Genomic DNA, 26,663 nt, shown 5'->3' on the forward strand with positions numbered 1-26,663 from the left:
CGCTGATCCTATACTAGAATTTAAAAGTGGCACGTAATACTGCTTGACGAGAATCGCCTTGAGACACCGCCAAATTATTAACGCTGGCCGTATAGTAGGTTTTATCAAAGATATTATTTAAATTAAATTGAAAATTAACCGCTTGTTTGGCAATGGTGGTGTCATAACTGACAAAGGCATTGGCCAATGCATACTCAGGCAGATCAAATTGATTTTTCGAATCTCCGGCACGTTTGCCGACATAATTGCCACTCAGACCTAAACGTAATTTACCATTATAAAGTTCACCATAATTGTAGGCCAATGCCAGTGAAGCGGTATCTCTTGCCACATTATTCAAGCGATTACCTTGCAGACCAGTTTCATCTTCAGTGACTTTGGCATCGGTATAGGCATAGGTCAGGGTAGCATCAAGCTGATCTGTTAGACGGCCAGTCAGGTCGAGTTCAGCACCTTTGGAACGAACGGCACCTGTGGTATGTAATTCTGTGTCTTGCCCTGGTTTAGTGATTACGACTAAAACATTACGTTTTTTAATATCGTAGAGGGCAAAATTGGTCTTAATACGATCATTGAACTCGTATTTTGCACCGACTTCATAAGATTTGGCTTGCTCAGGTTTGACATCGGCATCAATCACTGCATTGCCGCCTAAAGGTGCAATTGAGGAATTTGGTTTAAGTGACTCAGTATAGCTGCCATAGAAAGACAGCTGATCATTCCATTGATAGACTAAGCCGGCATGCGGGAGCCAAGCATCATCTTTGCTATTGGTATTTTCTTTAAATGGTCGCCCACGGCCAGCAGTCTGTTGATAATTCAGATAACGTCCACCGAGTACGGCAATCCAATTTTCATTTAAGTGAATCGCATCTTGCAGATAAAAACCATAGGTATGCAATTTATCAGTTTGGTCGCTATCGTCATTGCTGATCTTACGAGACGGTTCGACAGTTCCAAACTTTGGATTTAAATAATCCAAAGTTGAATCACCTCCACGAACCATCTTTGGGCGGAAATATTTACGGTATTCGATATCTGAACCAATTTGAATATCATGTTTTAAACCCAGTAAATTGACTGAACCATTGAGATAGACCTGGGCATTACTATCTACACTTTCTGCATTTAAGGTGGCATCGGTACGACGCTTCACGATGTGATTCTTTGTATCAAAACTAAGTACACGTAACTGATTGGCATCATAGCTTTCATAGTTATAGCTATAACCCAAGTGAGCTGACCAGTTATCATTAAGCTGATGATCTACCAATAATTGTGCCAAATGAGCTTCACCTTTCATTTGGTTAAAGGCTTCATCTAAGCGTTGATATTTTGAGATCGGTAAGGCTTGTTTCGTTTTAGGATCAAAAATGGTTGAGCGATCAAACGGGACGTCAAAGTCACGATATTGATAACTTAAATTGACTTTGGTCTGGCCATTATCCCAACCCAATGAGGGTGCAATTAAAGTCTGTTTAAGATTACCGAAATTACGCCAGTAGTCTGCATCGGAATGATCGGCAATAAAACGATAGGCAAAGTTACTGTCGCTGATTGAACCAGTAGTATCCAGACTTGCACCTAGACCATTTTTACCTGCAGCGAAGCTTGAACCATAAACTGAAAATTCAGTTTTTTGTGTCGTTTCAGGTTTTTTGGTAATGACATTAACCACACCACCTGGGTCCATAATGCCATAGAGTAAAGACGCAGGACCTTTTAAGACTTCTACTTGTTCAACTGCCGCATTCATGGTGCGACCTTGCACAATTGGCATGCCATTCACGGTAATCGAGCCATCACGATTATCACCAAAACCTCGTTTCATAACGGTATCTTGAGTACCACCCAACGTATTACCTTGCGTAATACCACTAACTTGGGTCAGTGCATTATCCAAGTTTGCTGGCAAATAATCTTTCATATATTGTTTAGACACCACATTTACCGTTTGTGGGCTTTCTAGATTGTTTTGATTGCCACGTAATGTTGATGCTGTTTGTGCTGCGATATAGCTTGAGGATTGTCCAGCTTGAACATTGATGGTTGCGAGTTGAGTGGGTTGTTCTGATGTTGTTTCTGCCCATGACAGCACAGGTATTAAAGATAAAAGTAATGGGCTGCTTTGTTTTAAAATTTCAATAGTAATGGGGTTTTTGCGTGGGGAAAAAGCAGACATATAGATACCTGATGAGTGCTGTTGGAGCAGAGGAGAGGTGGTTTTAACTAACCTGAAGACAGGGTAGGACGACAATAAGGGGGTAAAGTATATTTAAATGAGAATTATTTACAAGAAGTTGGTTGGTGCGCAAAGATTGATAAAAATTAAGCAGTTGATAATGCATTTATTATTTTTAAAAAGTGCATTTTATTTTTATAAGTTGAGAACATAGTTTCTTGTAAGCTTTTAATAAAGCTATGAAATTAATAGTTATTGTATGAATATAGGTCAGCCATTCCTGACATGCAATGAATCATATTCATACTTGAATATTTAAATAAATCATTTTATTCATAGTGCTTTGTTGAGTAGGCTAAAACCACGAACACTGTATTTAGAAATATTAGAGATGCCATGGATGAGCATCATTTCAGATTTTATGTGCTGAGCTTATATCGAGTACAACAATGACAAGATTAGATTTTGCAATTATTGATCCGCATATTCATCAGTGGGATCCTTATCACACACCGCATTCAGCAGCCTTATTGGTCAAAGCTTTAGGGAAATATCCTGCTGTAATGGATCGCGTAGTGCGGTTGGTTAAACCCAAACCATTATTGGAAAGTTTAGGGTCAACAGAATATGCATTGAGCCCCTATTTACCAGAGCATTATCGGATAGATACAGCGCCATTTTCAGTTGAGTGTGTAGTTCATGTCGAAGCCAACTGGCATCACCACAAAGGCTTGGGTGTGGTTGAAGAAACAGATTGGATTCAGCAATTAGATTTTAAAGCACAGGGACTAAAATTAGGTGCAATTGTTGCGACAGCTGACCCAAGAGATCGAAAATTCAAAGATATTCTTCAAGCACATCAGAATGCAAGCCCGCTCTTTCGTGGTATTCGTAAAATGGCAGCTTGGCATCAAGATAGCGGTGTTTATCGTTGGTGTGATCGGCCTCATCTCTATTGTGACAAGAAATTCTTAAAAGGTTTTGAACAACTTGCAAAACTGGATTTATCTTTTGATGCTTGGGGGTATTCCACGCAATTAGCAGAAATAACCAGTTTGGCGAAACAATTTCCTGAAACACCTATTGTGCTTGACCATTTGGCGACACCTGTCGGTTTATTTGGAGCCGTGGGCAAGAAAACGGGAATGACACAATTGCAGCGTGATGCCATTTTTAAACAATGGCAGCAAGATATTGCAGTTCTGGCGGAACAGAAAAATGTTCATGCCAAAATCTCAGGCTTGATGATGCCTGTACTTGGACACACATTTTATAGACAGGGTCGAACTGCAAGCATTGCAGAGATGGTGAATTTACTTACACCGATGATTCAGCACGCAATCTCAGTATTTGGTACAGAGCGAATTATGTTTGCTTCTAATTTTCCAATGGATAAGCCGAACACCCATTTAAATGATCTAATCCATGCCTATATTCAAATGTTGAGTCCTTATGGTGATCAGGCTTTGCATGCCATATTTAGACAAAATGCTGCCAATTTTTATCAACTTTCTTTAGAGTCATAATATGAAAAACTTTAATCAAAAAGTCGCTGCAATTACGGGTGCAGGGTCAGGAATCGGTCAACAGTTGGCTGTTTTATTGGCGCAGCAAGGTACACATTTGGCCCTAAGTGATGTCAACGAACAGGGGCTGACAGAAACACAAGCTTTAGTACAGCAATATCCAATTAAGGTTACATTGACTAAATTGGATGTATCAGATCAACAAGCCGTTCGTGATTGGGCAGAAGACAGCTTCAAGGCACATGGTAAGATCAATATGATTTTTAATAATGCAGGTGTGGCTTTAGCAAGTACGGTAGAAGGCATGAGCTATGATGAACTGGAGTGGATTTTTAAGATTAATTTTTGGGGCGTGGTCTACGGTACCAAAGAGTTCTTGCCTTATCTCAAGCAAAGTGGAGAAGGGCATATTATTAATATTTCCAGTCTGTTTGGCTTAACCGCACAACCAACCCAAAGTGCTTATAATGCGACTAAATTCGCAGTGCGTGGTTTTACAGAGGCTTTACGACAAGAATTAAAACTCCAGAATGATGGCTTAAGTGCAACTTGTGTGCATCCAGGTGGAATCCGAACCAATATTGCCAACAGTGCTAGAATGAGTGACAGTATTCGAAGTTTAGGGATGAACCCAGCCAAGGCGAGTCAGGCATTTAATAAGGTTTTAAAAACGCCACCTGAACAGGCGGCTAAAATTATTCTGAATGCAGTCAAAGCAGATAAAGCGCGTATTCTGATTGGAAACGATGCCAAGGTGCTTGATCTAATTCAACGTATTACACCGACACATTATTCGCATGCACTCAGCTTTTTCACTAAAAAAAGTAAGAAAAAATAAATACCATCAAATAGACGACAGTTGATTTAGGGTCATGTTCTTTTGAATAAAATGGACATGATTTTAATTTCAGTTCGCTCTGCAAAAAGCAAAAATATTTAGATCGCTAAAATTGTCTACTACATCAGGAAGACAGAACTTTGCTTGAGTGATTATTTCTTAACACTAAAAAGTGATTACAACGATATCACTACAATACGAAAGAGATGTTGGTGCAGAAATAATTCAAAATGTTGCAGAAAGCTTAAAAAATGATCCAAAATGGGGATTACTATTTATTTACTAAATAATGAATCAGTTTGCATACAGTTAGATTATTCGGTTTTGAGCTTCGATTAGTGTAAATTATTGCCCATGCCAGAGTTCTTTTTTGAAAGAATTTCAGCGAATAAATTTTTTGTACATTTGAGAGAGAGTCTAAAGAGTAAAGTATGTCTGTGAACCTTAGTAAAATCAAAAAACCTTTATATATTCACTATGCTGGAAACGCTCTTTTAGAACTACCTCTGTTAAATAAAGGCTCTGCTTTTTCTGAAGAAGAAAGAGAGAATTTTAACTTGCATGGTCTAGTTCCGTACAATATCGAGAATATTGAAGAGCAGACTCAGCGTTCGTATCAGCAGTATCTTTCGTTCGACAACGACTTGAATAAGCATATTTATTTGCGAAATATTCAAGACACCAATGAAACCCTGTTCTATAACTTATTGAGTCAGCATTTGGATGAAATGCTACCGATTATTTATACCCCTACGGTTGGTGAGGCTTGTCAACGCTTTTCGGATATTTACCGTCGTCACCGCGGTATCTTTATTTCTTATCCCGAGCGTCAATACATCGATCAAATTATCCATAACGTTAACAAGAAAAACGTTAAAGTGATTGTGATTACTGACGGTGAACGTATTTTGGGTCTCGGCGATCAGGGTATTGGTGGCATGGGTATCCCAATTGGTAAATTGTCGCTGTATACCGCGTGTGGTGGTATTAGTCCTGCTTATACCTTACCGATCACTATTGATGTTGGAACCAACAACCAAGAATTGCTTGATGATCCAATTTATATGGGTTGGAAACAGCCGCGCATCCGCGGTGAGCAATATTATGAATTTGTTGAGCAAATTATTACGGCAGTGCGTCAGCGTTGGCCAGATGTTCTCATCCAATTTGAAGATTTTGCGCAAACCAATGCCATGCCATTATTGACTCAGTACCGCGACAAAATTTGCTGTTTTAACGATGATATTCAAGGTACAGCAGCGGTCACTGTAGCGACCTTAATTGCTGCATCAAGAGCGCAAGGCAAACAACTGAAAGATCAAACGGTTACTTTTGTTGGTGCAGGTTCAGCAGGATGTGGTATTGCTGAACAGATTGTTAGACAGATGATGGACGAAGGTTTGAGCGATCATGAAGCGCGTTCACGCATCTTCATGGTGGATCGTTTTGGTCTGATGACCGATCAACAGCCGAACTTACTCGATTTCCAGCAAAAACTTGCCACACCAGTCAATGCAATCAGCACTTGGGAATATACAGGTGACAACGTCGCTTTATTAGATGTGGTCAAGAATGCAAAACCAAGTATCTTGATTGGTGTCTCGGGACAGGCGGGCCTGTTTAGTGAAGAGGTCATCAAAACCTTAGCTAAGTATTATAAGCATCCGATCGTATTGCCATTGTCGAATCCAACTTCACAAGTTGAAGCACAACCAAAAGATATTATTGAATGGACGCAAGGTGCTGCAATTGTAGCGACTGGTAGTCCTTTTGCACCCGTTTATTTCCAAGGCAAGGTGTATAGCATTGCACAGTGCAATAATTCCTATATCTTCCCTGGGATTGGCTTAGGTGTGATTGCATGTGGTGCAACCCATATCAGTGATTCGATGTTGATGGCCGCAAGTACTGCTTTGGCAGATTGTTCGCCGCGTTTGAAAAATACCACAGCGGATTTATTGCCAAATATTAATGATATTCAACAAGTGTCTAAATTTATTGCCTTTAAAGTGGCAAAAGCTGCTATGGCGGATGGTTTGGCTATGCCATTGAGTAATGATGTGTTGAAACAAGCGATTGAAGATAATTTCTGGACACCAGAATATCGTAACTATCGCCGTGTTAGTTATTAAGCCATTTTATTTAAAAAGGGACTCTGAATAGAGTCCCTTTTTTTAGGTCTTATAGGTGGAGAGTAAAATACTGGTTTCACTATTATAAATCCCTGAAATATTTCGGATTCGTTCCAGCGCTTTATCAAAATTTTCCAAACTATCAGATTGCAATTCGACCAAAATATCCCATTTTCCATTGGTGGTATGCAGTCGCTCAACCGCTGACTCTAAGCGTAACTCTCGAATTACCGCCTGTGCTCGCGTACCTTCCACCATGATATTCATCCAAGCCCGAATGATATTTTTTTCAGCATTGGGACGGAAACGCACGGTATAGCCCGTAATGATCCCCGTTGATTCCATATATTCAATTCGTTTCTGCACGGTGGCACGAGACACCCGTGTTTTTGCTGCCAAGTCTGTAATCGACATCCGTGCATTGTCTTTGAGTAAGCCTAATATAATATGATCGATATTGTTCATTTTGATTCTTTCTATTAGCAAATTGATAAAAATTAATTCATTTTAATCATTATAACGAATTTTGTGAATCAATTTGATTCTTAATAATAATAACAATACAACACCCCAAGCATTTTCACTTCGGCACTAAAGAAGCTCGATGCACATCAGGGAGGATGGGGGTAGGACGCCCTTAAACAAAGGGAATCTGTGAATAACAGGGACAATTGATTAATTAAGGAATAGATGATGTCTTTATCATATGCGGCTCAAAATGGCAGTGCTTGGCAAACTTTTCTCACTCAAGTAGATCGAGTGGCACCTTATTTGGATGCGGACCTCAGTAACTTTGTCAACACACTGAAAACCCCAAAGCGTACGCTTATCGTTGATGTTCCAATCGTGATGGACGATGGTTCAATTCGCCATTTTGAAGGTTACCGTGTACAGCACAATTTATCACGTGGTCCAGGTAAAGGCGGTATCCGCTATCACCAAGATGTAGAATTGAATGAAGTCATGGCTTTGTCTGCATGGATGACCATCAAAACCGCAGTATTGAACCTACCGTTCGGTGGTGCCAAAGGTGGTATTCGTGTCAATCCAAAAGAACTTTCTACACGTGAGCTAGAGCGCTTAACCCGTCGTTTCACCAGTGAAATCAGTCCAATCATTGGTCCTCAAATTGATATTCCTGCGCCAGATGTCGGCACCAATGCCAATATTATGGGCTGGATGATGGATACCTATTCAAGTATCAAAGGTCATACCGTAACAGGTGTGGTCACAGGTAAACCTGTACATTTAGGTGGTTCACTTGGCCGTGTTCGCGCAACAGGTCGCGGTGTATTTGTAACGGGTATGCAGGTTGCGGAACGCATTAAATTACCGATTGAGGGCAGTAAAGTTGCTGTGCAAGGCTTTGGTAACGTAGGGAATGAAGCCGCTTACTTGTTTAGCCATGCAGGCGCAAAAATCGTTGCTGTGCAAGACCATACCGGAACCATTTTCAATGCAGAAGGCTTAGATGTTAAAGCATTGCAAAAGCATGTGGTTGAAACTGGCGGTGTGATGGGCTTTGTTGATTCAAGCGTGATTTCAGATGAAGAATTCTGGACGGTTGATATGGACATTCTCATTCCAGCGGCATTGGAAGGTCAGATTACGGTTGAACGTGCACAAAAGCTGAAAGCCAAGATCGTACTTGAAGGCGCGAACGGCCCAACCTATCCAGAAGCAGATGATGTATTTGTCAGTCGCGACATTACCGTTGTCCCTGACGTGATCTGTAACGCGGGTGGTGTAACTGTCAGTTATTTTGAGTGGGTTCAAGATATGGCGAGTTACTTCTGGACCGAGGATGAAATTAATGAACGTCTTGATAAGTTGATGATCCAAGCGATTGCTGATGTTTGGAACACGGCAGCACAGAAGGAATGCAGCTTACGTACCGCAGCTTATATTTTGGCATGTGAACGTATTCTGAAAGCGCGTAAAGAACGCGGTATTTTCCCAGGTTAAGTCATTTATAAAATTAAAGAGAAGGGCTTGTTGAGCATTTAACAAGCCTGAAGATTAAACAGGAAGTGAGTAAATAAAATGAGCGAAGTCGCAATTACACGTAGCAATTTTAATGATTGGATGGTTCCAGTTTTTGCCCCAGCAAACTTCATTTTAGTGCGTGGCGAAGGGTCACGTCTTTGGGATCAAAACGATAAAGAATATGTTGATTTTGCAGGTGGGATCGCGGTAAATGCCTTGGGTCATGCACATCCTGTTGCAGTAAAAGCCTTAACTGAACAAGCACAAAAGCTATGGCACATTGGGAATGGTTATACCAATGAGCCTGTATTACGCCTTGCGAAACAATTGGTGGATAGTACTTTTGCTGACAAAGTCTTTTTCTGTAACTCTGGTGCAGAAGCGAATGAAGCAGCATTAAAACTGGCACGTAAAGTTGGTTTACTCAGTGGTAATCCAAACAAGAACCAGATTGTTGCATTTAAAAATGCTTTCCACGGTCGTACTTTATTCACAGTAACAGCAGGTGGTCAGCCAAAATATTCTCAAGATTTTGCACCATTACCAGGTGGCATTGAACACACTGCATTTAATGACCTTGAAGCAGTAAAAGCAGCAATCACTGAAAATACTTGTGCCGTGATTGTTGAGCCAATTCAGGGTGAAGGTGGCGTTCTGCCAGCAGATATCGAATTCTTAAAAGGCTTACGTGCACTATGTGATGAAAAAGGCGCTGTGCTGATTTTTGATGAAGTACAAACGGGTGTCGGTCGTACAGGTTCATTGTATGCCTATATGAACACTGGAGTAACACCAGACATTCTCACTACGGCAAAAGCATTGGGTGGTGGTTTCCCAATTGGTGCAATGATTACGACAGATCATTATGCAAACATGTATGCAGTCGGTGATCATGGTACAACCTATGGCGGAAATCCATTGGCTTGTGCAGTTGCTGGTGCGGTATTTGAATTTATCAATACACCAGAAGTGTTAGACGGCGTTAAACAACGTCACCAATATTTCATCGATGCCTTAAACAAAATCAATGCTGAGTACGGATTGTTCAAAGAAATCCGTGGTCAAGGTTTGTTAATCGGTTGTGTATTGAAAGATGAACATGCAGGCAAAGCGAAGAATATCGTGACCTTAGCGGGTGAAGAAGGTTTATTGGCCTTGGTCGCAGGTGCAGATGTGGTGCGCTTTACCCCTTCATTGATCATTCCTCAACACGATATTGATGAAGGTCTAAGTCGTTTTGTTCGTGCCTTAGCGCGCCTCTAAGTCTGCTTTGAGCATCTGCCCATGATGATTGTTCGACATGCAGCGCATCGGGACTTAGATGATATTTATCGTTTAGCGCAACGAGCGGGGGAGTCAGGCATTGGTCTGACTTCCTTACCACAAAATAAAGAAATCTTGGCTGAACGTATTACACGTACCACTCGCACTTTAGACGGCTTATCCGAAAAGTGCGAGGCAAGTTATCTGTTTGTATTGGAAGACACCAGCATTCACAAAATTGTGGGTGTGAGTGCAATTGAAGTTGCGGTTGGATTAAATGAGCCGTTTTACAACTTCCGTGTGGCAAAACAGGTTCACGCCTCTAAAGCTTTAAATGTATACAAGACTTTAGACACCTTGTTTTTAAGTAATGACCATACGGGTTGTAGCGAACTTTGTACTTTGTTCCTTGATCCTGAATACCGCAAAAACCAAAACGGCAAATTTTTATCCAAAGTTCGTTTTCTGTTTATTGCCGCATTCCGTTCTTTTTTTGAAGAAAGATTGATTGCTGAAATGCGTGGTTTCTCGGATCAAAATGGACAATCACCGTTTTGGGATTCCTTGGGCTATTTATTCTTCAATATGGATTTTGCTGCCGCGGATTATCTCAGCGGTGTGGGGCAAAAAGCCTTTATTGCAGAGCTGATGCCGAGATTTCCAGTCTACGTAGATCTGCTGAGTTCAGAGGCGCGTGAGGTGATTGCAGAAGTGCACCCACATACACTGCCTGCGGCAAAGGTGTTGATGTCAGAAGGCCTTAAATATCAAGGTTATGTTGATATTTTCGATGCGGGACCAACACTGGAAGCCAATACTGCCGAGTTACGTGCGGTGAAAGAGAGCCGCTTGCTCAAAGTCAAACTCACTGAGCAAGTCGAAAGTACTGAGACACATTTTTTGGTTGCCAATGACCAATACCAAGATTACGCCGTGTTGCTGATCAATAACAAAGTTGATGAAAGTGAGACTTTGCATATGACGGCAGCACAAGCACAGGCACTGAATATTGCTGAACACGATCAAGTCCGTGTTTTAGCATTAGAAAAAATGGAGAATAACTAATGTCACAAGGTGCATTATTAATTGATGGTGCTTGGGTTCAAGGACAAGGAAGCGCATTTGAAAAAACCAACCCTGTCAGCAATCAGCAAATTTGGGCGGGGCATGAAGCAAGCCCAGCCGATATTGCACAGGCTTGCGATGCAGCGCGTCAGGCATTTTCTGCATGGGCACGTTTACCACTAGAAGACCGCATCGCGATCATTGAACGTTTTGCTGGATTACTAGAGCAGAATAAAACCCAATTGGCTGAAGTGATTAGCCAAGAAACCAGTAAACCACTTTGGGAAACCTTGACCGAAGTACAGTCGATGATTGGCAAAGTGGCGATTTCGATTCGTGCTTATCATCAACGGACAGGTTTTAGCGAAACTGAAATGCCAGATGGCGTGGCTTCACTACGTCATCGTCCACATGGTGTTCTCGCCGTATTTGGCCCGTATAACTTCCCGGGTCATTTGCCAAACGGTCATATTGTGCCTGCATTGATTGCGGGTAATACAGTGGTATTTAAACCAAGTGAACTCACGCCTTGGACGGCTGAAGAAACTGCAAAATTATGGCAGCAAGCAGGTCTACCAAACGGTGTGCTGAATATCGTACAAGGTGGACGCAGCACCGGTGAAGCACTTGCAGCAGCAGAACAAATTGACGGTTTGATGTTTACGGGTAGTGCCAATACGGGCTATCACTTGCATAAACAAATGGCAGGTGCTCCTGAAAAAATCCTTGCTTTGGAAATGGGTGGCAATAATGCCCTGATCATTGATGAAGCAACAGATATCGATGCAGTAGTGAATCTCGCAATTCAATCCGCTTTCGTTTCTGCGGGGCAACGTTGTACTTGTGCACGCCGAATTATTGTCAAGCAGGGCGCTAATGGTGATGCCTTCATTCAACGTTTTGTTGAAGTCGCTAAAAACCTAGTGGTTGGTGCTTGGAATGCTGAACCGCAACCCTTTATGGGCGGGGTGATTTCTGCACGTGCAGCGGAACAAATGTTGGTAGCACAAAGCAAACTGATCGCTTTAGGCGCAAAACCATTATTAGAAATGACCCGTCCACAAGCAGACAGTTCATTACTCACCGCAGGCATTTTAGATGTCACTCAAGTGACCGATATTCCTGATGATGAATACTTTGGTCCATTGACCACGATTTATCGATACAACAGTTTTGATGAAGCTTTAAACATTGCCAATAACACGCGCTTTGGTTTGGCGGTGGGTCTGGTGTCACCTGAGCGTGATTTATTTGATCGTGTACTGATTGAAGCACGTGCAGGGATTGTGAACTGGAATAAACCATTAACAGGTGCTTCAAGTGCCGCACCATTTGGTGGTGTTGGAGCGTCTGGCAACCATCGTGCTAGTGCGTTCTACGCTGCCGACTATAGTGCATGGCCAATGGCTTCACTGGAAAGTGACAGCGTTACTTTACCTTCAAAATTATCACCGGGCATTGTGCTGTAAGTCGGCTCGTATCGGGACACAGGGAGAATAAAATGTCAGGTTATGAAATTAATTTTGATGGTTTAGTAGGGCCGACCCATCATTATGCAGGCTTATCGTTTGGTAATGTCGCATCGACCAAGAATCGTAATAATGCGTCAAATCCTAAGCTAGCAGCAAAGCAAGGCTTAAAGAAAATGAAAGCCCTTGCTGACTTAGGCTTGAAGCAAGGTGTGTTTGCTCCCCAAGAGCGTCCGCATGTACCAACGCTACGCCGTTTGGGTTTTACTGGCAGTGATATTGACGTGATTACCCAAGCGATGCGTACTGCACCAGCCTTATTATCATCGTTGAGCTCTGCTTCTTCGATGTGGACTGCCAACTCTTGTACGGTGTCACCATCTGCTGATAGTGCTGATGGGCGTATGCATTTTACCGCTGCAAACCTGAATAATAAGTTCCATCGATCAATTGAGCATCATACGACTACACGCATTCTTCAAGCGATGTTCAATAATGATGTATATTTCGCGCATCACGAAGCACTGCCTGAAGCAGCTTTGTTTGGTGATGAAGGGGCAGCCAATCATAACCGCCTTGGTGGTGCATATGATCAGGCGGGTGTACAGGTTTTTGTTTATGGTCAGCAGCAACTGGGTGGAACGGTTGCACCACAGAAATTCCCTGCACGTCAAACCCGTGAGGCAAGTGAAGCAATTGCCCGTTTACATCGTTTAGATGCGAAACGGACGGTGTTCATTCAGCAAAATCCTGATGTGATTGATCAAGGCGTATTCCACAACGATGTAATCGCGGTGAGTAATCAACAGGTATTATTCCATCATCAACAGGCGTTTTTAAATCAGGCTGCTGCGCTGGAAGAAATTGGTCAAAAAATGGCAGGTATTGGTCAAGAATTTGTGTCGATTGAAGTGCCAGACAGTCGTGTCACAGTTGAAGATGCGGTCTCGACTTATTTGTTCAACAGCCAGATTTTGACTCGTGCAGATGGCGGCATGAGCATTGTGGTGCCAGAGGAATCACGTCACAACAAGGCGGTATGGAGCTACTTGAATGACATGATTCAAATGGGTACGCCAATTGATGACATCAAGGTATTTGATTTGCGTGAAAGTATGCGTAATGGCGGTGGACCTGCATGTTTGAGATTGCGTGTTGCGGTGAATGAAGCGGAACTGAATGCGGTAAATCCAAACTTGTTTATGAATGATGCATTGTTCAAAACACTGAATCAGTGGGTCGATCAGCATTATCGTGATGAGTTAACACAAGACGATTTGGCCGATCCAAGTTTATTGATCGAGAGCCGTACCGCATTAGATGAGTTAACCAAAATTTTAGCTTTAGGTTCGGTTTATCACTTCCAAAGATAAACAGTAAACAACGGCTTTTAAGGATGAAAGTACATGGTTGATCTATTAACGTTGACTTTAGAACAACGAGTTCCTGTGCAAATGCAAGGGGAAACAGCTGGATTTACATGGCAATGGCTAGGTGAAGGGCTATTGCAATGTACTCCAAAAACAGCCTATAGAAAAACCATGCTGCTTTCTGCGGGTATTCATGGCAATGAAACTGCACCGATCGAATTGTTGGCAAATATCATCAATGATTTATTTGCAGAACGTTTAACTTTGGCAGTACGGGTACTTTTTGTGTTCGGTAACCCAGAAGCCATTCGTCACGGTGTTCGTTATCTTGAAAATGATATGAACCGTATGTTCTGTGGCGCGTATCAAAATTTAATTCAAGATCAAGAAACTGAACGGGCGGCACATTTAGAACAAGTTAGCGCACAGTTTTTTGCCGATAGTGAGGTAGACGCACAGCGTTATCACTACGATCTACATACCGCCATTCGTGTATCACGATTACCAGTATTTGCCTTATTCCCTTATCAGACTCAGCCTTATGATGACTTTCTCATCCAAAGCTTAAAGGCTGCTGATTTGGATGCTTTGGTCTATCACAATGCAGTTGGGAAAACCTTTACCCACTTTACTGCTGAAAAGTTTCATGCCGCGAGTAGTACTTTGGAGTTAGGTAAGGCTAAGCCATTTGGTGAAAATGATTTAGCTGAATTTGCCAGTACCGACCAGATGCTACGTGCCGTCCTTGCAGATCAGGCTTTGCCGATCAGACAGAAATCCGACATTCGACAGTTTAAGGTGGTGGATTCAGTATTAAAACAAAGTGAAGATTTTCAACTCAAATTGAGTGCTGACGCTCCAAACTTTTCTACTTTTCAGAAAGGTGAGTTGATTGCAACACAACAGGCTGGGGATTATGTCGCGCATGATCAACAAGTCTGGATTTTATTTCCAAACCCTAAGGTAAAAACAGGGCTTCGGGCTGGACTGATTTTAAAAGAAATTGAATAAACAGTCGCTGCTTTAACAGTTTAACTGTCGGCAAGGAATAGATGAAATGGAGTTTGAATATGGATGTTCAATAGAACAAAGCGTGTCAAAGAATATCGTTTAGATATTCGTTTTTATGAAAGTGAAACAGCAAGGACAGGTTGTCATAAGAATACAGTTGGAGTGACCGTGTATGAGTAACAATAACGAAAAGACATTTCCCTCAGGCCAAGCCCTGAGTGGACAATATGTGCCGCAGCAGGATGTTGCCAGTTTATCGGAAGCTTCGAGCGCAGAGATTGAAGTGGGTAAACCATTGAAACGTGCCATGACCAAACGTCATTTGGTCATGATTTCTTTAGGTGGTGCAATTGGAACAGGGCTGTTTTTAGGCTCTGGCGATGTCATTTCTCAGGCTGGTCCAGTCGGTGCGATTCTCTCTTACCTATTGGGTGGTGTAATTGCATACATGGTGATGTTGTGTTTAGGTGAACTCGCTGTACAGATGCCAGTTTCAGGTTCTTTTGGTGAATATGCCAGAACCTATATTGGCCCAGGAACAGGCTATATGATCACATGGTTGTATTGGCTGACGTGGACTGCAACCTTAGGGACTGAATTTACCGCTGCGGCCTTACTAATGCAGGAATGGTTTCCTTCGATTTCCATGTGGACCTGGACCTTATTATTTGCAGGGCTGGTGTTTAGCTTGAATGTCAGTTCGACACGACTGTTTGCTGAGTCAGAATTCTGGCTGTCTTTGGTTAAAGTCCTCACCATTATCTGTTTTATTGGATTGGGTTTAGCCGCTATCTTTGGCATGATTTCTTATCATGGGCATGAGTCGGCACCGTTGTTCAGTAAGCTGACGGAACATGGCTGGTTTCCAAATGGTATTTTCCCAATTTTTGCGACCATGTTGATCGTGAACTTTGCATTCTCTGGCACAGAATTGATTGGTGTCGCGGCAGGTGAAGCAGAAGAGCCTGCGAAAACAGTACCTAAAGCCATCAATGCCGCGATCTGGCGTTTATTGATTTTCTTTGTGGGTACCATTGTGGTGATCTGTGCATTACTGCCTTATGAAATGGCAGGTATAAATGCCAACAGTGTTAGTAATAGCCCATTTGTTACCGTCTTTAATTATATTGGTATTCCATACGCAGAAGATATTATTCGTTTTGTGATTATTACTGCGCTTTTATCTGCTGCAAACTCAGGTTTATTTGCTGCATCGCGGATGATGTGGTCATTGTCTGCAAAGAATCAGTTGCCGAAGGTATTTTCAAAATTAACTCGTTCAGGAACACCGATTATTGCGATTATTGTGACCATGTTTGGTGCGATTCCAGGCTTGTTATCTGAACATTTTGCACCTGAAACCATTTTTAAAAACCTACTAGGAGTCGCCGCTTTTACCATGGTGGTGGTATGGATTTCGATTTGTGTTTCCCAATTTAACTTCCGTAGACAATGGATCAAATCGGGTAAAACAGTCAAGGACCTGAAATTTGCTGCACCATTATTCCCACTCACCCCGATTTTAGGTGGTGTGTTCTGCGTGATTACCTGTATCAGTATGGTGACCGATCCATCGATGCAAGTCGGTTTTGTCTGTTGTGTCCTGTTTATTATTGCCTGCTATGCGAGCTACAATATTTTTTATAAAAACAAAGCCGTTTAAATAATTTTTTATTTAAAATAAGTATATAGACGAATAGGTTGTAGGCGTGATCTGCAACCTATTCGTCTTTTTTATGCATGATGATAGGGCTGTCGTGTGGTCGGTGATAGACTAATCCGTTGCTGAGCTTTGCTCTTTCTGATAAAGACGAAATAAGCCATCAACTCATAGGATTGAAAATGCTTTTAGATGATGATTTGTTTACATATTGTGTAAGAAATACAGTCCTTGGTTGTGATTGCAAAAATAAAAGGTATAAATGGGTTAAGTCGATTTCTTAAACAATAAACAATCTGTGTGATGAGTTTGACTTTATGGCGAATAAAAATAATCCATCCCTAGTGATTGGTCAGCAAGTCAGACTCACTGAACTGGCGGGTTGTGAAGAATGCGATGCAATATATCGCAGGGTTGAGCTTGCATCAGGTGAACGGGCATATTGCACCTGTTGTGGCGCGGAGTTATATCGTCGAAGTCGATCTTTTTCGTCTTTGCTTGCCTTGGTCATTACTGCTTTGATTGTTTTTGTGATTGCCAATAGTTTTCCCATCGTGATTGTTGAGCTACAGGGCAATACCTCTCAGACCACTTTAATTGGTGCTACCTGGACCATGTTTCATATTGATCGTGCATTGGTCGGTGTTTTGATTCTGATTACAACTTTTATTGTGCCTTTGGTTGAGCTGTTATTGCTGAGCTATGTGCTTTTCTTTATTAGTGTATTGAAGATTAGGCCTCAATTTTTGACTTTGGCACTGAGAGCCTTATTTCTGTTTCGGACATGGGGAATGGTTGAGGTTTTTTTAATAGGTGTACTTGTAACCTTGGTCAAACTTGTTGGGATGGTCACCGTCATTCCTGGTGTTGCACTCTGGGCATTTACATTATTGAGCGTGCTTTTGGTCTATATTGCTTCGGTCAAGATTAAAGATATCTGGGATGAAGTTGATCGGAGTTTGGGATGAAGCAAAAACATGACCATGACACCGAGATCGGTTCAATTGTAGAACACCTTTCCGATGTTGATTTACAGATCAAAAATTATGTCAGAGCAAAACAGGTTGGGCTCATTCAATGTCATTGCTGTGGATTACTGAATGCTGTAGCGAGTCACGCAGATCAGCACAATCATGCTCAATGTTCCAGATGTAAAAGTACATTGCACTCACGTAAACCACAAAGTTTAAATCGTACTTTTGCTTTGGTGGTCGCTGCAGCAATTTTATATATTCCAGCCAATGTGCTACCTATGACGGAAACAGATTCTTTGTTGGGGCGTCAGCAAGATACCATTATTAGTGGTGTGATCTATTTTTGGCAAAATAGTGATTATCTGGTGTCTGTGGTTATTTTTATGGCCAGTATTTTTATCCCGATTTTAAAATTATTGATTCTGATTTTTTTATTAATTTCAGTCTACATGCAGTCATCTTCGAGATGGCATTTTACCCCTGAACAATGTGCGCTGATGTATCGTATTGTTGAATTTATTGGGCGTTGGTCGATGATCGATGTCTTTGTGGTTGCATTGCTGACTGCATTGATTCAAATTCAGTCATTGGCCACTATTTTGGCAGGGCCTGGCGCAGTCGCTTTTGGTGCTGTAGTGGTGCTGACCATGTTTGCTTCACTCAGTTTTGATCCAAGAATTATTTGGGACAATTATTTCAAGGCGCGTCATGCAAATGCGCAACAATCAAATCATTTGAAAGGAACGGCGATTCATCAATTAAAGAGTTAAGATTGACGATGAGCCTTATTTTTGACCTATAAAAGAAAGATCACTATGTCAGAAAATACCCCGAATAGCCAAGATTCTGAAGAAAACACCACGGTGTTAACGCAGAACGATGCAATCTTTGACGAACCTGAAAAAAAGAAGGGACGTTGGAGACCTGCGCTCATTTGGCTGGTTCCATTTGTTGCGCTGTTAATCGCACTTTCGCTTGCAGCAAAAGCGGTTTTGGATACAGGCCCAACCATTGAAGTGTCTTTCCGAACAGCAGAAGGCTTGGTTGCAGGGAAAACCACGGTACGTTATAAGCAGGTCGATATTGGTTTGGTTCGACAAATTGATCTTTCGGATGATCGTTCCCATGTCATTGCCAAAATCGAATTACGCAAAGATGCCAGTAATTTTGCTGCCAAAGATTCGCGCTTTTGGGTGGTCAGACCTCGAGTAGGAACGGGCGGTATTTCGGGTATTGATACCTTACTCTCAGGGGCATACATCGAAGTCGATGGAGGAAAAGCTGAACAGAAGCAAGAGAATTTTACTGGGCTTGAAGTTCCACCTGTAGTGTCATCGGATATACCGGGTAAGGTGTTTTTCTTAAAAGCACAGGACTTGGGGTCACTGGATGTTGGCGTGCCGATTTACTATCGCAGAATTAATGTCGGGCAGATTACAGCATATAAATTGGCAGCTGATGGAAAAACGGTTGAACTACAAACTTTTATTCAATCTCCTTACGATAAGTTCGTAACCACAGATGCTCGTTTTTGGCAGGCCAGTGGGGTCGATGTGACCTTAAATGCGTCAGGATTTAATCTGGATACACAATCGCTTGCCAGTATTATTGCGGGTGGTATTGCCTTTGGTTATCCAGAAAATTCTAGTGGCGCTATTGCACCAGACAATAGTTATTTTACGTTATCAGACTCTCGCAAAGAGGCAATGAAAGAGCCTGATGGTAAGCCACGTCCAATTATTATGTACTTTGATCATTCGCTTCGTGGTTTAACTGCGGGTGCACCAATTGACTTTATGGGCATTGAAATTGGTAATGTCAAAGCAATCAACGTCGAATTTGATCAGTCTTATACGCATTTAAGAATGCGCGTGGATGCAGTGATTTATCCATCGCGTTTAGCGCATGGCAAAGAACTTGATCCAGATGGTGAAATTTTTAAATACTTTATCGAGAGAGGTTGGCGTGCGCAGATGCGGACAGGTAATTTATTAACAGGTCAGAACTATATTGCCTTTGATAAGTTTCCAAAAGCCAAAGCCGCTTCTTTAATTACAAGACCAGATGGACGTGTTGAAGTACCAACTACGGCAACAGAGTTGAGTGGCTTACAAGCGCAAGTTTCACAAATCGCGGATAAAGTGAGTAAGTTCCCACTCGAAGAAATTGGACAAGATGTTCGTAAGACGCTTAATAATATGAACACCACCATTGAATCGACAGACAAATTGGTAAAACAGTTGGATGGTAAAGTCGCACCTGGTCTACAAGCGACGCTGAATGATGTGCGTAAAACCATGCAATCGAGTGAATCCATTTTATCCAGTGATGCACCGATGCAGCAGGATGTGCGTAAAGCATTGCAGCAAATGACTCGAGCTGCGGCATCTTTACAATTAATGGCTGATTATATTGAACAGCATCCTGAATCATTGATTCGGGGTAAAAAAGCAGAGGCAAACAAATGATAAGAACAATCATCGCTAAACATTCATATGCTGTAGCAGGAATGCTCAGCAGCGTGAGCATCTTATCGGCTACTGTGTTGCTCACAGCCTGTTCGGGTTCACCCACACCGAATTATTACACTTTAGCAAGCAAAGTTTCTCCATTGCCGAGTTCAAAGGTCAGGGTTATTGAAGTATTGCCTGTTGGCTTGCCTGATCGGATTAATCGTGCGCCTATCGTGATCCAGGATGCAGCAGGTAAATCTAAAATCATGGAAAACGAGCGTTGGACGTCTACGCTTGGGGCTGAATTAAGAGATAACTTATCTGCTGGCTTACAGCAAAAGCTTGGTGCAGTGGATCGTTATAACAGCGGTATGGTGGGTGGCAAGGTGTCTTATCGTGTTGCAACTGATTTTTCACATTTTGATATTATTAATACATCTGATATTGCGAACAAAAATGTTGAAGTTTCTGTTGCATGGATCATTAAGCGTAATGATCCAAATATCACTTTGGATCAAAACTCAACTCAGAATCAGCAGTTGGCTTGTCGTATGACGTTTACTCAGCCAGTATCAAGTAAGAACAGTCAGATACAAGACATTGTGAGTGGCGCGAGTAGTTCATTGAGTCGAGTGATTGATGCAATGGCACTGTCAATTGTGTCCCTAGATGCAAAAACCTCACCCAACATAAATGGGGTACTTTGTTCATAATTTGAATAAAAAGTGGTCAGATTGATCACTTTTGTTCTGTTCAGGTTTTATTGTTTATCCGCACATCACACTTTAATGTTGTTTTAAGTTGCTCTCTTTAATTTACCAGCGAATACGAACACCTCATTTCGTCTTTAGCCAAATCAGAACATTAAAGAGAGCATAAAAATGAACCAATGTGTGATGAGCGCAAAAAATATTATTCGTGGTAAGCACCACCCAGAATTCTTACAACATGAAGTGCTGGCTGATATTTTTATTCAGACGGCACAGACTTTTCCAGAAAAAATTGCCTTGATCGAGGCAGAACAAAAGCTGAGCTATGGCGAGCTGTACCAGCAAGCATTGGTCATGGCGCAGCATTTGACCCTTAAAGGGGTCAAAGCTGGCGATATCATTGGCTTATGGCTGCCGCGTGGTATTGAATTATTAAAATCTCAGTTGGCAATTTGTCTGAGCGGAGCAGCTTGGTTACCATTTGATATGGATACGCCTGCAGATCGAATCGCCGTGTGCCTTGAAGATGCTGCAGCAGTGGGTATGATTACCAGTGATGAATGGTATGAACACTTACAAGACGTCCCACAGACCAAATGGACCAATACTGAATTACAGCGACCATTGCATGAAACTGTGGAATTAGCCAAAACCACGCCTGAGCAGCCTGCCTATATTATTTATACCTCAGGTTCAACAGGAAAGCCGAAAGGCATTGTGATTACTCAGAAGAATATTTGTCATTTTCTGCGTAGTGAAAACAGTATTTTAGGGATTCAGGCACAGGACAAGGTCTATCAGGGTTTCTCAGTTGCTTTTGATATGTCCTTTGAAGAAATCTGGTTGTCTTATCTAGTGGGTGCAAGCTTGTGGATTGCACCAAAATCCTTAGTCAGCGATCCAGAGCGACTCTGCCAAACATTGAAACAACAACAGATTACCGTATTACATGCTGTGCCGACTTTACTGGCTTTATTTCCTGAAGACGTTCCGAACTTGCGTATCATCAACCTAGGTGGGGAAATGTGCCCTGATTCATTGGTGGAACGTTGGGCCTTACCACACCATCAAATGTTTAATACCTATGGTCCGACTGAAACCACGGTATCGGCTAGTTTAGAATTATTACAGCAAGGAAAACCCGTCACCATTGGTAAGCCATTACCGAACTACGGCATGTTGGTGATTAATGCAGAGCGAGAGCTATTAGCTCAAGGTGAAACGGGGGAGCTGTGTATTTTTGGTCCGAGTGTGGCACAAGGTTATTTAGGTCGAGCGGATTTAACTGCAGACAAATTTATTGAGAATCCTTGGGCAAATAATGAGGATGAAATCAGCTTGTATCGCACAGGAGACCTCGCCAAAATTGATGAGTTTGGTCAAGTACATTGTTTAGGTCGTGCCGATGATCAAATAAAAATTCGTGGTTTCCGTGTCGAACTCGGTGAAATTGAAGCTGCGTTATGTGATCTTGATGGAATTGGAACGGCAGCAGTTATTTTAAGAGCTGAAGATGGGATTGATCAGCTGATTGCTTTTATTGCACCTGAGTTGGAGGCAAAACAAGCGATTGAAATTAAGCAGCTCAGATACCAGCTTAGTCAGCGTTTACCGCCATATATGGTGCCAAATCGCTTTGAAATTATTGAAAAAGTGCCACGACTATTATCAGGGAAAATTGACCGCAAGGCACTGAAGGCTCGCCCGTTAACCAGTGCGATTGACCGAAGTGAATCTGACCAGCCACAGAATGAAGCTGAACAGATTTTATTTGAGATTCTAGGTCGTTTATTTCCCAATATCCCCATCAAGTTAGATTCAGATTTCTTTGATGATCTTGGAGGTCATTCTTTACTCGCTGCAGTACTGATCTCGAATTTACGTGAACACCCTCAATATAGCCATCTGACCATTCAAAGCTTATATCAGGCAAGAAAAGTCGGGGTGATTGCAGCTTTAATGTTAGAACAACCTGAACCTTCCTTATTTGATCGCCAGATTGGACAAGACAATCCACGTCATCAAGGTTATAAATGGCTGTGTGGGATTGCACAGGCGGTGACGATTCCAGTGCTGATCTCGATCAATATTCTGCAATGGTTGGCACCATTTTTTACCTATCATTATTTTACTGGGGGAGCACGAGACAGTATTCCTTATGCGATCGCGTTGTCTTTGCTGGTGTATATCAGTGTGATTATTGCCAGTTTTGCAGTTTCAATTACGGTAAAACGTTTACTGATGCTAGGGGTTGGTGCAGGTCGTTATCCACTGTGGGGAATGACCTATTTCCGTTGGTGGTTGGCAGATCGTATCAGCAGTATTTCACCTGTATATCTACTCTCAGGTTCAACCTTACTGAATTTATATCTCAAAGCACTTGGGGCGAAGATTGGGCATGATGTCAGCATTAGCTCGGTGCATATCCGTATGCCTTCATTGCTAAAGATTGAAGATGGTGTGAGTGTTGGTTCCAATGTAAATCTGGAAAATGCAAAGGTGGAGCACGGGTATTTAGTCTTGGGCTCAATTCAGCTTAAAAAAGACAGTTATGTGGGATCTTATGCAGTATTGGAAGAAAATACCGTGTTAGAACCGCAAGCGCATGTCAATGCTTTAACCTCGATTGAATATGGTACAACGGTACCTGCAGGCGAAATTTGGGATGGAACACCAGCGAAAAAAATAGGCTATATAGATGAGCTTGAATCATTAGCAGCACGTCCGAAATTATCCTTAATGAGAAAATTTGCGGAATATGGTTATTACAGTGTCAGTGCCTTAATCATTGCGTGCTTATTCTTTATTCCGATTTTCCCAAGCTTCCTGTTGGTAGATTGGTTAGATGTCAATGTGTTTAATATCGACCCAAATAATCACGTTCAAACCGCACTGTATTATTTCATCCTTGCGATTCCTGCCAGTGCCATGATGATGATCATCACTGCATTAATTTCATCGGCTATACGTAAAGTGGTGTTGCCAAGTTTAGAGTCAGGCACTTATGCGGTGCATGGTGGTACATATTATCGTAAATGGTTTGCCGCTCAGATTTTAGAAACCAGTTTGCAAACCTTACATGGTTTGTTCGCCACTATATATGCTCCGACATGGTTCCGTATGCTGGGTGCGAAAGTGGGTAGAAATACAGAAATTTCTACCGCTACTGGTGTGATTCCTGAGATGCTGACCCTTGGTGAGGAAAGCTTTATTGCTGATGCGGTGATGCTCGGTGATGAAGAAATTAAAGGCGGTTGGATGTCGTTGAAATCTACTCAAATTGGCAATCGTAGCTTTGTTGGGAACAGTGCATATATCGCGGATGGTACGGTATTACCTGATAATGTTTTGATTGGCGTGCAATCGAAAACGCCAGATAACCTAGAAATGTATTCGGGGCAAACATGGTTCGGTTCACCACCTTTACTATTGCCAGCGCGTGAAGCAGCAGCACAATATCCAGATCATTTAACTTTTAAACCAAGCGCGAAACGCCGTTTAATGCGAGGCTTGATTGAAGGTTTACGTATCGTATTACCAACAGCACTTGCCATTGGTGTGGGTTATATGATTGTTTTAGAAGTGATTGATGTCATTAATGATTATAGTATTGCGATAGGATTGCTAGCTTTAACTTTAGCTGGGCTGTTATATGGAGTTGGTTGTTTTGTCATTGTGACCGTATTGAAATGGGCTTTAATTGGACGTTATCAACCACGTTCAGCACCGATGTGGACCATGTTCGTTTGGCTCAGTGAAGGGATTACCAGCCTATATGAATCTGTTGCGATTCCGAACTTCTTGAATTATTTAAGAGGGACACCAATGTTGCCTTTCTTCTTGCGTCTTTTAGGTGTTGGGATTGGTAAGGATGTATATCTGGATACTGCTGATATCACCGAATTTGATTGTGTGAAGATTGGTGATCGTGCTGAGTTTAATAGCTTTTCTGGACCACAAACGCATCTATTTGAAGACCGCATCATGAAAATTGGCCAAGTCAATATTGGCAGTGATGTAGTAGTAAATTCGCGCAGTATTATTTTATACAATGCCAATGTAGCGGATCATGCGGTATTGGGCCCACTGACATTGGTGATGAAAGGAGAAAACATTCCTGCAAAATCAGCATGGATTGGCTCACCTGCGGTGCCTTGGAAACATTCATAAACTTTGATGTGAAACCTACCAAAGCAGAGGGATAACAGGACAATTATCTTGTTATTCCTCTTATAACTCAGCAGTTTAAAGAAAAAACACAGGCGCTTTATAATCAAGCTAAAATTATAAATTTTAATTTTATTTTAAGATTGTTTTTATAATATTTTTTTATATAAAGTCATCATGGAATGATTGACGATGTCAATTGAAACGATCGATATTCGCTTATTTAACTGGATTAACTCAGCTGCAACGCAAAACCTGCTTTTGGATAAAGTGGCTTTATTCGCATCACATAATTTAATCGCAGTATTATTTGTTTTTTTAATTGCTTCATTGTTCATTAAGGATAAAAAATACCAAACACAGTTTATCAAGATGCTCATCACCATCGCAGTTTCTCTATTGGTTACTCAGATCATTCATGTGGTGTATTTCCATCCACGTCCTTTTGATTTAGACATTGGACATATCCTTACAGGGCATGGTTCTTCCTCCTCTTTTCCAAGTCAACATACTCTGACAGTGGCAACGATTGCCTTCTCATATCTTTTGTCTGGTTTTCGAAAAATTGGCAGTGCGGCACTGCTACTAGGTTTGATTGTAGGTTGGTCAAGGATTTATATAGGTGTTCATTTTCCGTTTGATGTGCTCGGTTCATTTATGATTGCCTTTATCATTGGATTGGGTATGAACGAGATTTTCAAAATATTTATTTTAAGAGTGAAAAAGCCGATTTCAGCTTCAGTAGTTGAAGAGGAAATAATTTAACCCATATTATAATTTTAGATTTAAATGATCTTTGTATTTAGTTTTTAATTCTGTAATCAAACCGATGCCTATTATTTGAATGCATCGGTTTGATATTTTGCAGAAGAGAACTTATGGTAGGTTTAAGACTCATCAGTTCTTGCTGTTAGTTGTCCTTCAGCGGTGAGTTGTTCAGCCATTTCCTTGGTTTTTCTTAAACCTGGCATACGGTATTCGGTATGCCCATAGTCTTTGATTGATTTCCAGCGACCACCCCAAGTTAATCCAACAGACTCGGCAACTTGACCATATAACTCATAGCCGCGCATTGCCCAAGGATCACGCTCCGTAATCACGACTTTACCATTGCGCTTAAAGGCGACATCTGCTGCTAGACCAAATTGGTGATAACTTTGATAACCTTTGGCGCGAGTTGTATTTGGGTTGCCTGCTAACATATTCTGACGACTTGGGCTGCGGTAGCCTTCAAGTAATACCAGTTCATAACCATGTTGTTCTTTCATGATTTTAAAGACCATAAGCAGACGTTGCTTATAGCGTGGGTTGATTTTATCCCACTTACGATCAACCAAGGATGAATTTAAACTGCCATGTGAATGGGTAATTGGAATCTCGATTTGAGAAGCATCAATACTCGGATCTGTTGGATGCTGTGCCTGATAAGCTTGCTCTAGACGAGTTGCTTCAACAATTGCATCTTGGATCAATGTATCGTCAACATCAGGTGGTGGGCTGAGCATTTCGCCATTGAGTAAGGTATAAATTTGTGGATCGGTTTCTTTTAAATATTCAGCTTCAATTCGTGTGGAATTGATTGGGCGGGTAAACGCAAAAATAATAATACTGGCAAATAAAAAAAAGCCTGCGATTAAAATCCACCATTGCTGTAGGTGCCAATGAGATTGTAATTTTTCTGGTGAAGCAGCTTGATGCATGTTCTCAGCGAACTGCATTGCATTAACGATTTTCTTTTTGCCACTCGGTAATAACGATTGCAACAACTGTTTGCATTTATAGCGTAGCTCATAAGACATGAGCAGCGTTAATCCGATCGCGACAGCGATAAAGCAAAAGAAAATAAGAAAAATCATT

The 26,663-nt window shown here is 41.6% G+C and carries 19 protein-coding genes; 16 read left to right on the top strand and 3 right to left on the bottom strand.

The features are described 5' to 3' along the window. Positions 1-13 precede the first annotated feature (13 nt). A complete protein-coding gene (locus tag NDN11_RS05450) occupies positions 14-2,182 on the bottom strand; it encodes a TonB-dependent siderophore receptor (protein ID WP_251111009.1) in 2,169 nt (722 codons plus the stop codon). 449 nt (positions 2,183-2,631) lie between these two features. Between NDN11_RS05450 and NDN11_RS05455 the strand changes: the two genes are divergently transcribed. The 3 genes from NDN11_RS05455 to NDN11_RS05465 all read left to right on the top strand — a co-directional run bounded on the left by NDN11_RS05455 (position 2,632) and on the right by NDN11_RS05465 (position 6,678). Continuing rightward, positions 2,632-3,708 carry an amidohydrolase family protein gene (locus NDN11_RS05455; RefSeq protein ID WP_251111010.1) on the top strand — a complete coding sequence of 359 codons (1,077 nt, stop codon included), beginning with the start codon at positions 2,632-2,634 and terminating at the stop codon, positions 3,706-3,708. A 1-nt stretch (position 3,709) separates the two neighbouring features. Beyond that, complete coding sequence (locus NDN11_RS05460; RefSeq protein ID WP_251111011.1) at positions 3,710-4,546, top strand: SDR family NAD(P)-dependent oxidoreductase; 837 nt, start codon at positions 3,710-3,712, stop codon at positions 4,544-4,546. A 431-nt stretch (positions 4,547-4,977) separates the two neighbouring features. After that, positions 4,978-6,678: an NAD-dependent malic enzyme gene (locus tag NDN11_RS05465; protein WP_251111012.1), complete on the top strand. Its 1,701-nt coding sequence runs from the start codon at positions 4,978-4,980 to the stop codon at positions 6,676-6,678. Positions 6,679-6,720: 42 nt separating this feature from the next. On the opposite strand, the gene NDN11_RS05470 is transcribed toward NDN11_RS05465, so the two are convergent. Next, entirely contained in the window at positions 6,721-7,143 is a 423-nt protein-coding gene (locus NDN11_RS05470; RefSeq protein ID WP_004654809.1) for an Lrp/AsnC family transcriptional regulator, read from the bottom strand. Between the two features lie 225 nt (positions 7,144-7,368). Here NDN11_RS05470 and NDN11_RS05475 point away from each other — a divergent pair, with 225 nt between their 5' ends. From NDN11_RS05475 to NDN11_RS05535, 13 genes are all read left to right on the top strand, one after another. Then, a complete protein-coding gene (locus tag NDN11_RS05475) occupies positions 7,369-8,643 on the top strand; it encodes a Glu/Leu/Phe/Val family dehydrogenase (protein WP_167248145.1) in 1,275 nt (424 codons plus the stop codon). A gap of 78 nt (positions 8,644-8,721) precedes the next feature. Next, positions 8,722-9,927: an aspartate aminotransferase family protein gene (locus tag NDN11_RS05480; RefSeq protein ID WP_251111013.1), complete on the top strand. Its 1,206-nt coding sequence runs from the start codon at positions 8,722-8,724 to the stop codon at positions 9,925-9,927. A 21-nt stretch (positions 9,928-9,948) separates the two neighbouring features. Continuing rightward, positions 9,949-10,992, top strand: coding sequence for an arginine N-succinyltransferase (astA, locus tag NDN11_RS05485; RefSeq protein ID WP_005190450.1), 1,044 nt, complete (start codon positions 9,949-9,951; stop codon positions 10,990-10,992). Continuing rightward, positions 10,992-12,461 (top strand): succinylglutamate-semialdehyde dehydrogenase, encoded by a 1,470-nt coding sequence (gene astD, locus NDN11_RS05490; protein WP_251111014.1) that lies wholly within the window; start codon positions 10,992-10,994, stop codon positions 12,459-12,461. The genes astA and astD overlap by 1 nt, the downstream gene beginning before the upstream one ends. Positions 12,462-12,493: 32 nt before the next feature. Beyond that, positions 12,494-13,834, top strand: a complete 1,341-nt coding sequence (astB, locus tag NDN11_RS05495) for an N-succinylarginine dihydrolase (RefSeq protein ID WP_251111015.1) — start codon at positions 12,494-12,496, stop codon at positions 13,832-13,834. A gap of 33 nt (positions 13,835-13,867) precedes the next feature. Further along, positions 13,868-14,842: a succinylglutamate desuccinylase gene (gene astE / locus NDN11_RS05500; protein ID WP_251111016.1), complete on the top strand. Its 975-nt coding sequence runs from the start codon at positions 13,868-13,870 to the stop codon at positions 14,840-14,842. Positions 14,843-15,014: 172 nt separating this feature from the next. Further along, positions 15,015-16,505, top strand: coding sequence for an amino acid permease (locus tag NDN11_RS05505; protein ID WP_251111017.1), 1,491 nt, complete (start codon positions 15,015-15,017; stop codon positions 16,503-16,505). A gap of 314 nt (positions 16,506-16,819) precedes the next feature. Then, entirely contained in the window at positions 16,820-17,470 is a 651-nt protein-coding gene (locus NDN11_RS05510; protein WP_251111018.1) for a paraquat-inducible protein A, read from the top strand. After that, positions 17,467-18,246 (top strand): paraquat-inducible protein A, encoded by a 780-nt coding sequence (locus tag NDN11_RS05515; RefSeq protein ID WP_251111019.1) that lies wholly within the window; start codon positions 17,467-17,469, stop codon positions 18,244-18,246. Before NDN11_RS05510 ends, NDN11_RS05515 begins: the two co-directional genes overlap by 4 nt. A 45-nt stretch (positions 18,247-18,291) precedes the next feature. Next, positions 18,292-19,944, top strand: coding sequence for a PqiB family protein (locus NDN11_RS05520; RefSeq protein ID WP_171526035.1), 1,653 nt, complete (start codon positions 18,292-18,294; stop codon positions 19,942-19,944). After that, complete coding sequence (locus tag NDN11_RS05525; RefSeq protein WP_251111020.1) at positions 19,941-20,642, top strand: PqiC family protein; 702 nt, start codon at positions 19,941-19,943, stop codon at positions 20,640-20,642. Before NDN11_RS05520 ends, NDN11_RS05525 begins: the two co-directional genes overlap by 4 nt. 168 nt (positions 20,643-20,810) lie before the next feature. Beyond that, a complete protein-coding gene (posA, locus tag NDN11_RS05530) occupies positions 20,811-24,809 on the top strand; it encodes a delta-poly-L-ornithine synthetase PosA (RefSeq protein ID WP_251111021.1) in 3,999 nt (1,332 codons plus the stop codon). A 189-nt stretch (positions 24,810-24,998) separates the two neighbouring features. After that, positions 24,999-25,571 carry an undecaprenyl-diphosphatase gene (locus NDN11_RS05535; protein ID WP_251111022.1) on the top strand — a complete coding sequence of 191 codons (573 nt, stop codon included), beginning with the start codon at positions 24,999-25,001 and terminating at the stop codon, positions 25,569-25,571. Positions 25,572-25,693: 122 nt separating this feature from the next. Here the strand turns inward: NDN11_RS05535 and NDN11_RS05540 are convergent, their stop codons facing one another. Next, the gene (locus NDN11_RS05540) at positions 25,694-26,662 is read right to left on the bottom strand and encodes a M15 family metallopeptidase (protein WP_167248156.1); all 969 of its coding nucleotides are present in this window, start codon (positions 26,660-26,662) and stop codon (positions 25,694-25,696) included. Between the last annotated feature and the right edge of the window lies 1 nt (position 26,663).

The sequence above is a fragment of the Acinetobacter sp. C26M genome (assembly GCF_023702675.1).
Lineage (GTDB): Bacteria > Pseudomonadota > Gammaproteobacteria > Pseudomonadales > Moraxellaceae > Acinetobacter.

Excerpts from the sequence above, each read along its gene's own strand:
- NDN11_RS05450 (WP_251111009.1), bottom strand. The coding sequence starts at position 2,182 with ATGTCTGCTTTTTCCCCACGCAAAAACCCCATTACTATTGAAATTTTA.
- NDN11_RS05455 (WP_251111010.1), top strand. The coding sequence starts at position 2,632 with ATGACAAGATTAGATTTTGCAATTATTGATCCGCATATTCATCAGTGG.
- NDN11_RS05460 (WP_251111011.1), top strand. The coding sequence starts at position 3,710 with ATGAAAAACTTTAATCAAAAAGTCGCTGCAATTACGGGTGCAGGGTCA.
- NDN11_RS05465 (WP_251111012.1), top strand. The coding sequence starts at position 4,978 with ATGTCTGTGAACCTTAGTAAAATCAAAAAACCTTTATATATTCACTAT.
- NDN11_RS05470 (WP_004654809.1), bottom strand. The coding sequence starts at position 7,143 with ATGAACAATATCGATCATATTATATTAGGCTTACTCAAAGACAATGCA.
- NDN11_RS05475 (WP_167248145.1), top strand. The coding sequence starts at position 7,369 with ATGATGTCTTTATCATATGCGGCTCAAAATGGCAGTGCTTGGCAAACT.
- NDN11_RS05480 (WP_251111013.1), top strand. The coding sequence starts at position 8,722 with ATGAGCGAAGTCGCAATTACACGTAGCAATTTTAATGATTGGATGGTT.
- astA (WP_005190450.1), top strand. The coding sequence starts at position 9,949 with ATGATGATTGTTCGACATGCAGCGCATCGGGACTTAGATGATATTTAT.
- astD (WP_251111014.1), top strand. The coding sequence starts at position 10,992 with ATGTCACAAGGTGCATTATTAATTGATGGTGCTTGGGTTCAAGGACAA.
- astB (WP_251111015.1), top strand. The coding sequence starts at position 12,494 with ATGTCAGGTTATGAAATTAATTTTGATGGTTTAGTAGGGCCGACCCAT.
- astE (WP_251111016.1), top strand. The coding sequence starts at position 13,868 with ATGGTTGATCTATTAACGTTGACTTTAGAACAACGAGTTCCTGTGCAA.
- NDN11_RS05505 (WP_251111017.1), top strand. The coding sequence starts at position 15,015 with ATGAGTAACAATAACGAAAAGACATTTCCCTCAGGCCAAGCCCTGAGT.
- NDN11_RS05510 (WP_251111018.1), top strand. The coding sequence starts at position 16,820 with ATGGCGAATAAAAATAATCCATCCCTAGTGATTGGTCAGCAAGTCAGA.
- NDN11_RS05515 (WP_251111019.1), top strand. The coding sequence starts at position 17,467 with ATGAAGCAAAAACATGACCATGACACCGAGATCGGTTCAATTGTAGAA.
- NDN11_RS05520 (WP_171526035.1), top strand. The coding sequence starts at position 18,292 with ATGTCAGAAAATACCCCGAATAGCCAAGATTCTGAAGAAAACACCACG.
- NDN11_RS05525 (WP_251111020.1), top strand. The coding sequence starts at position 19,941 with ATGATAAGAACAATCATCGCTAAACATTCATATGCTGTAGCAGGAATG.
- posA (WP_251111021.1), top strand. The coding sequence starts at position 20,811 with ATGAACCAATGTGTGATGAGCGCAAAAAATATTATTCGTGGTAAGCAC.
- NDN11_RS05535 (WP_251111022.1), top strand. The coding sequence starts at position 24,999 with ATGTCAATTGAAACGATCGATATTCGCTTATTTAACTGGATTAACTCA.
- NDN11_RS05540 (WP_167248156.1), bottom strand. The coding sequence starts at position 26,662 with ATGATTTTTCTTATTTTCTTTTGCTTTATCGCTGTCGCGATCGGATTA.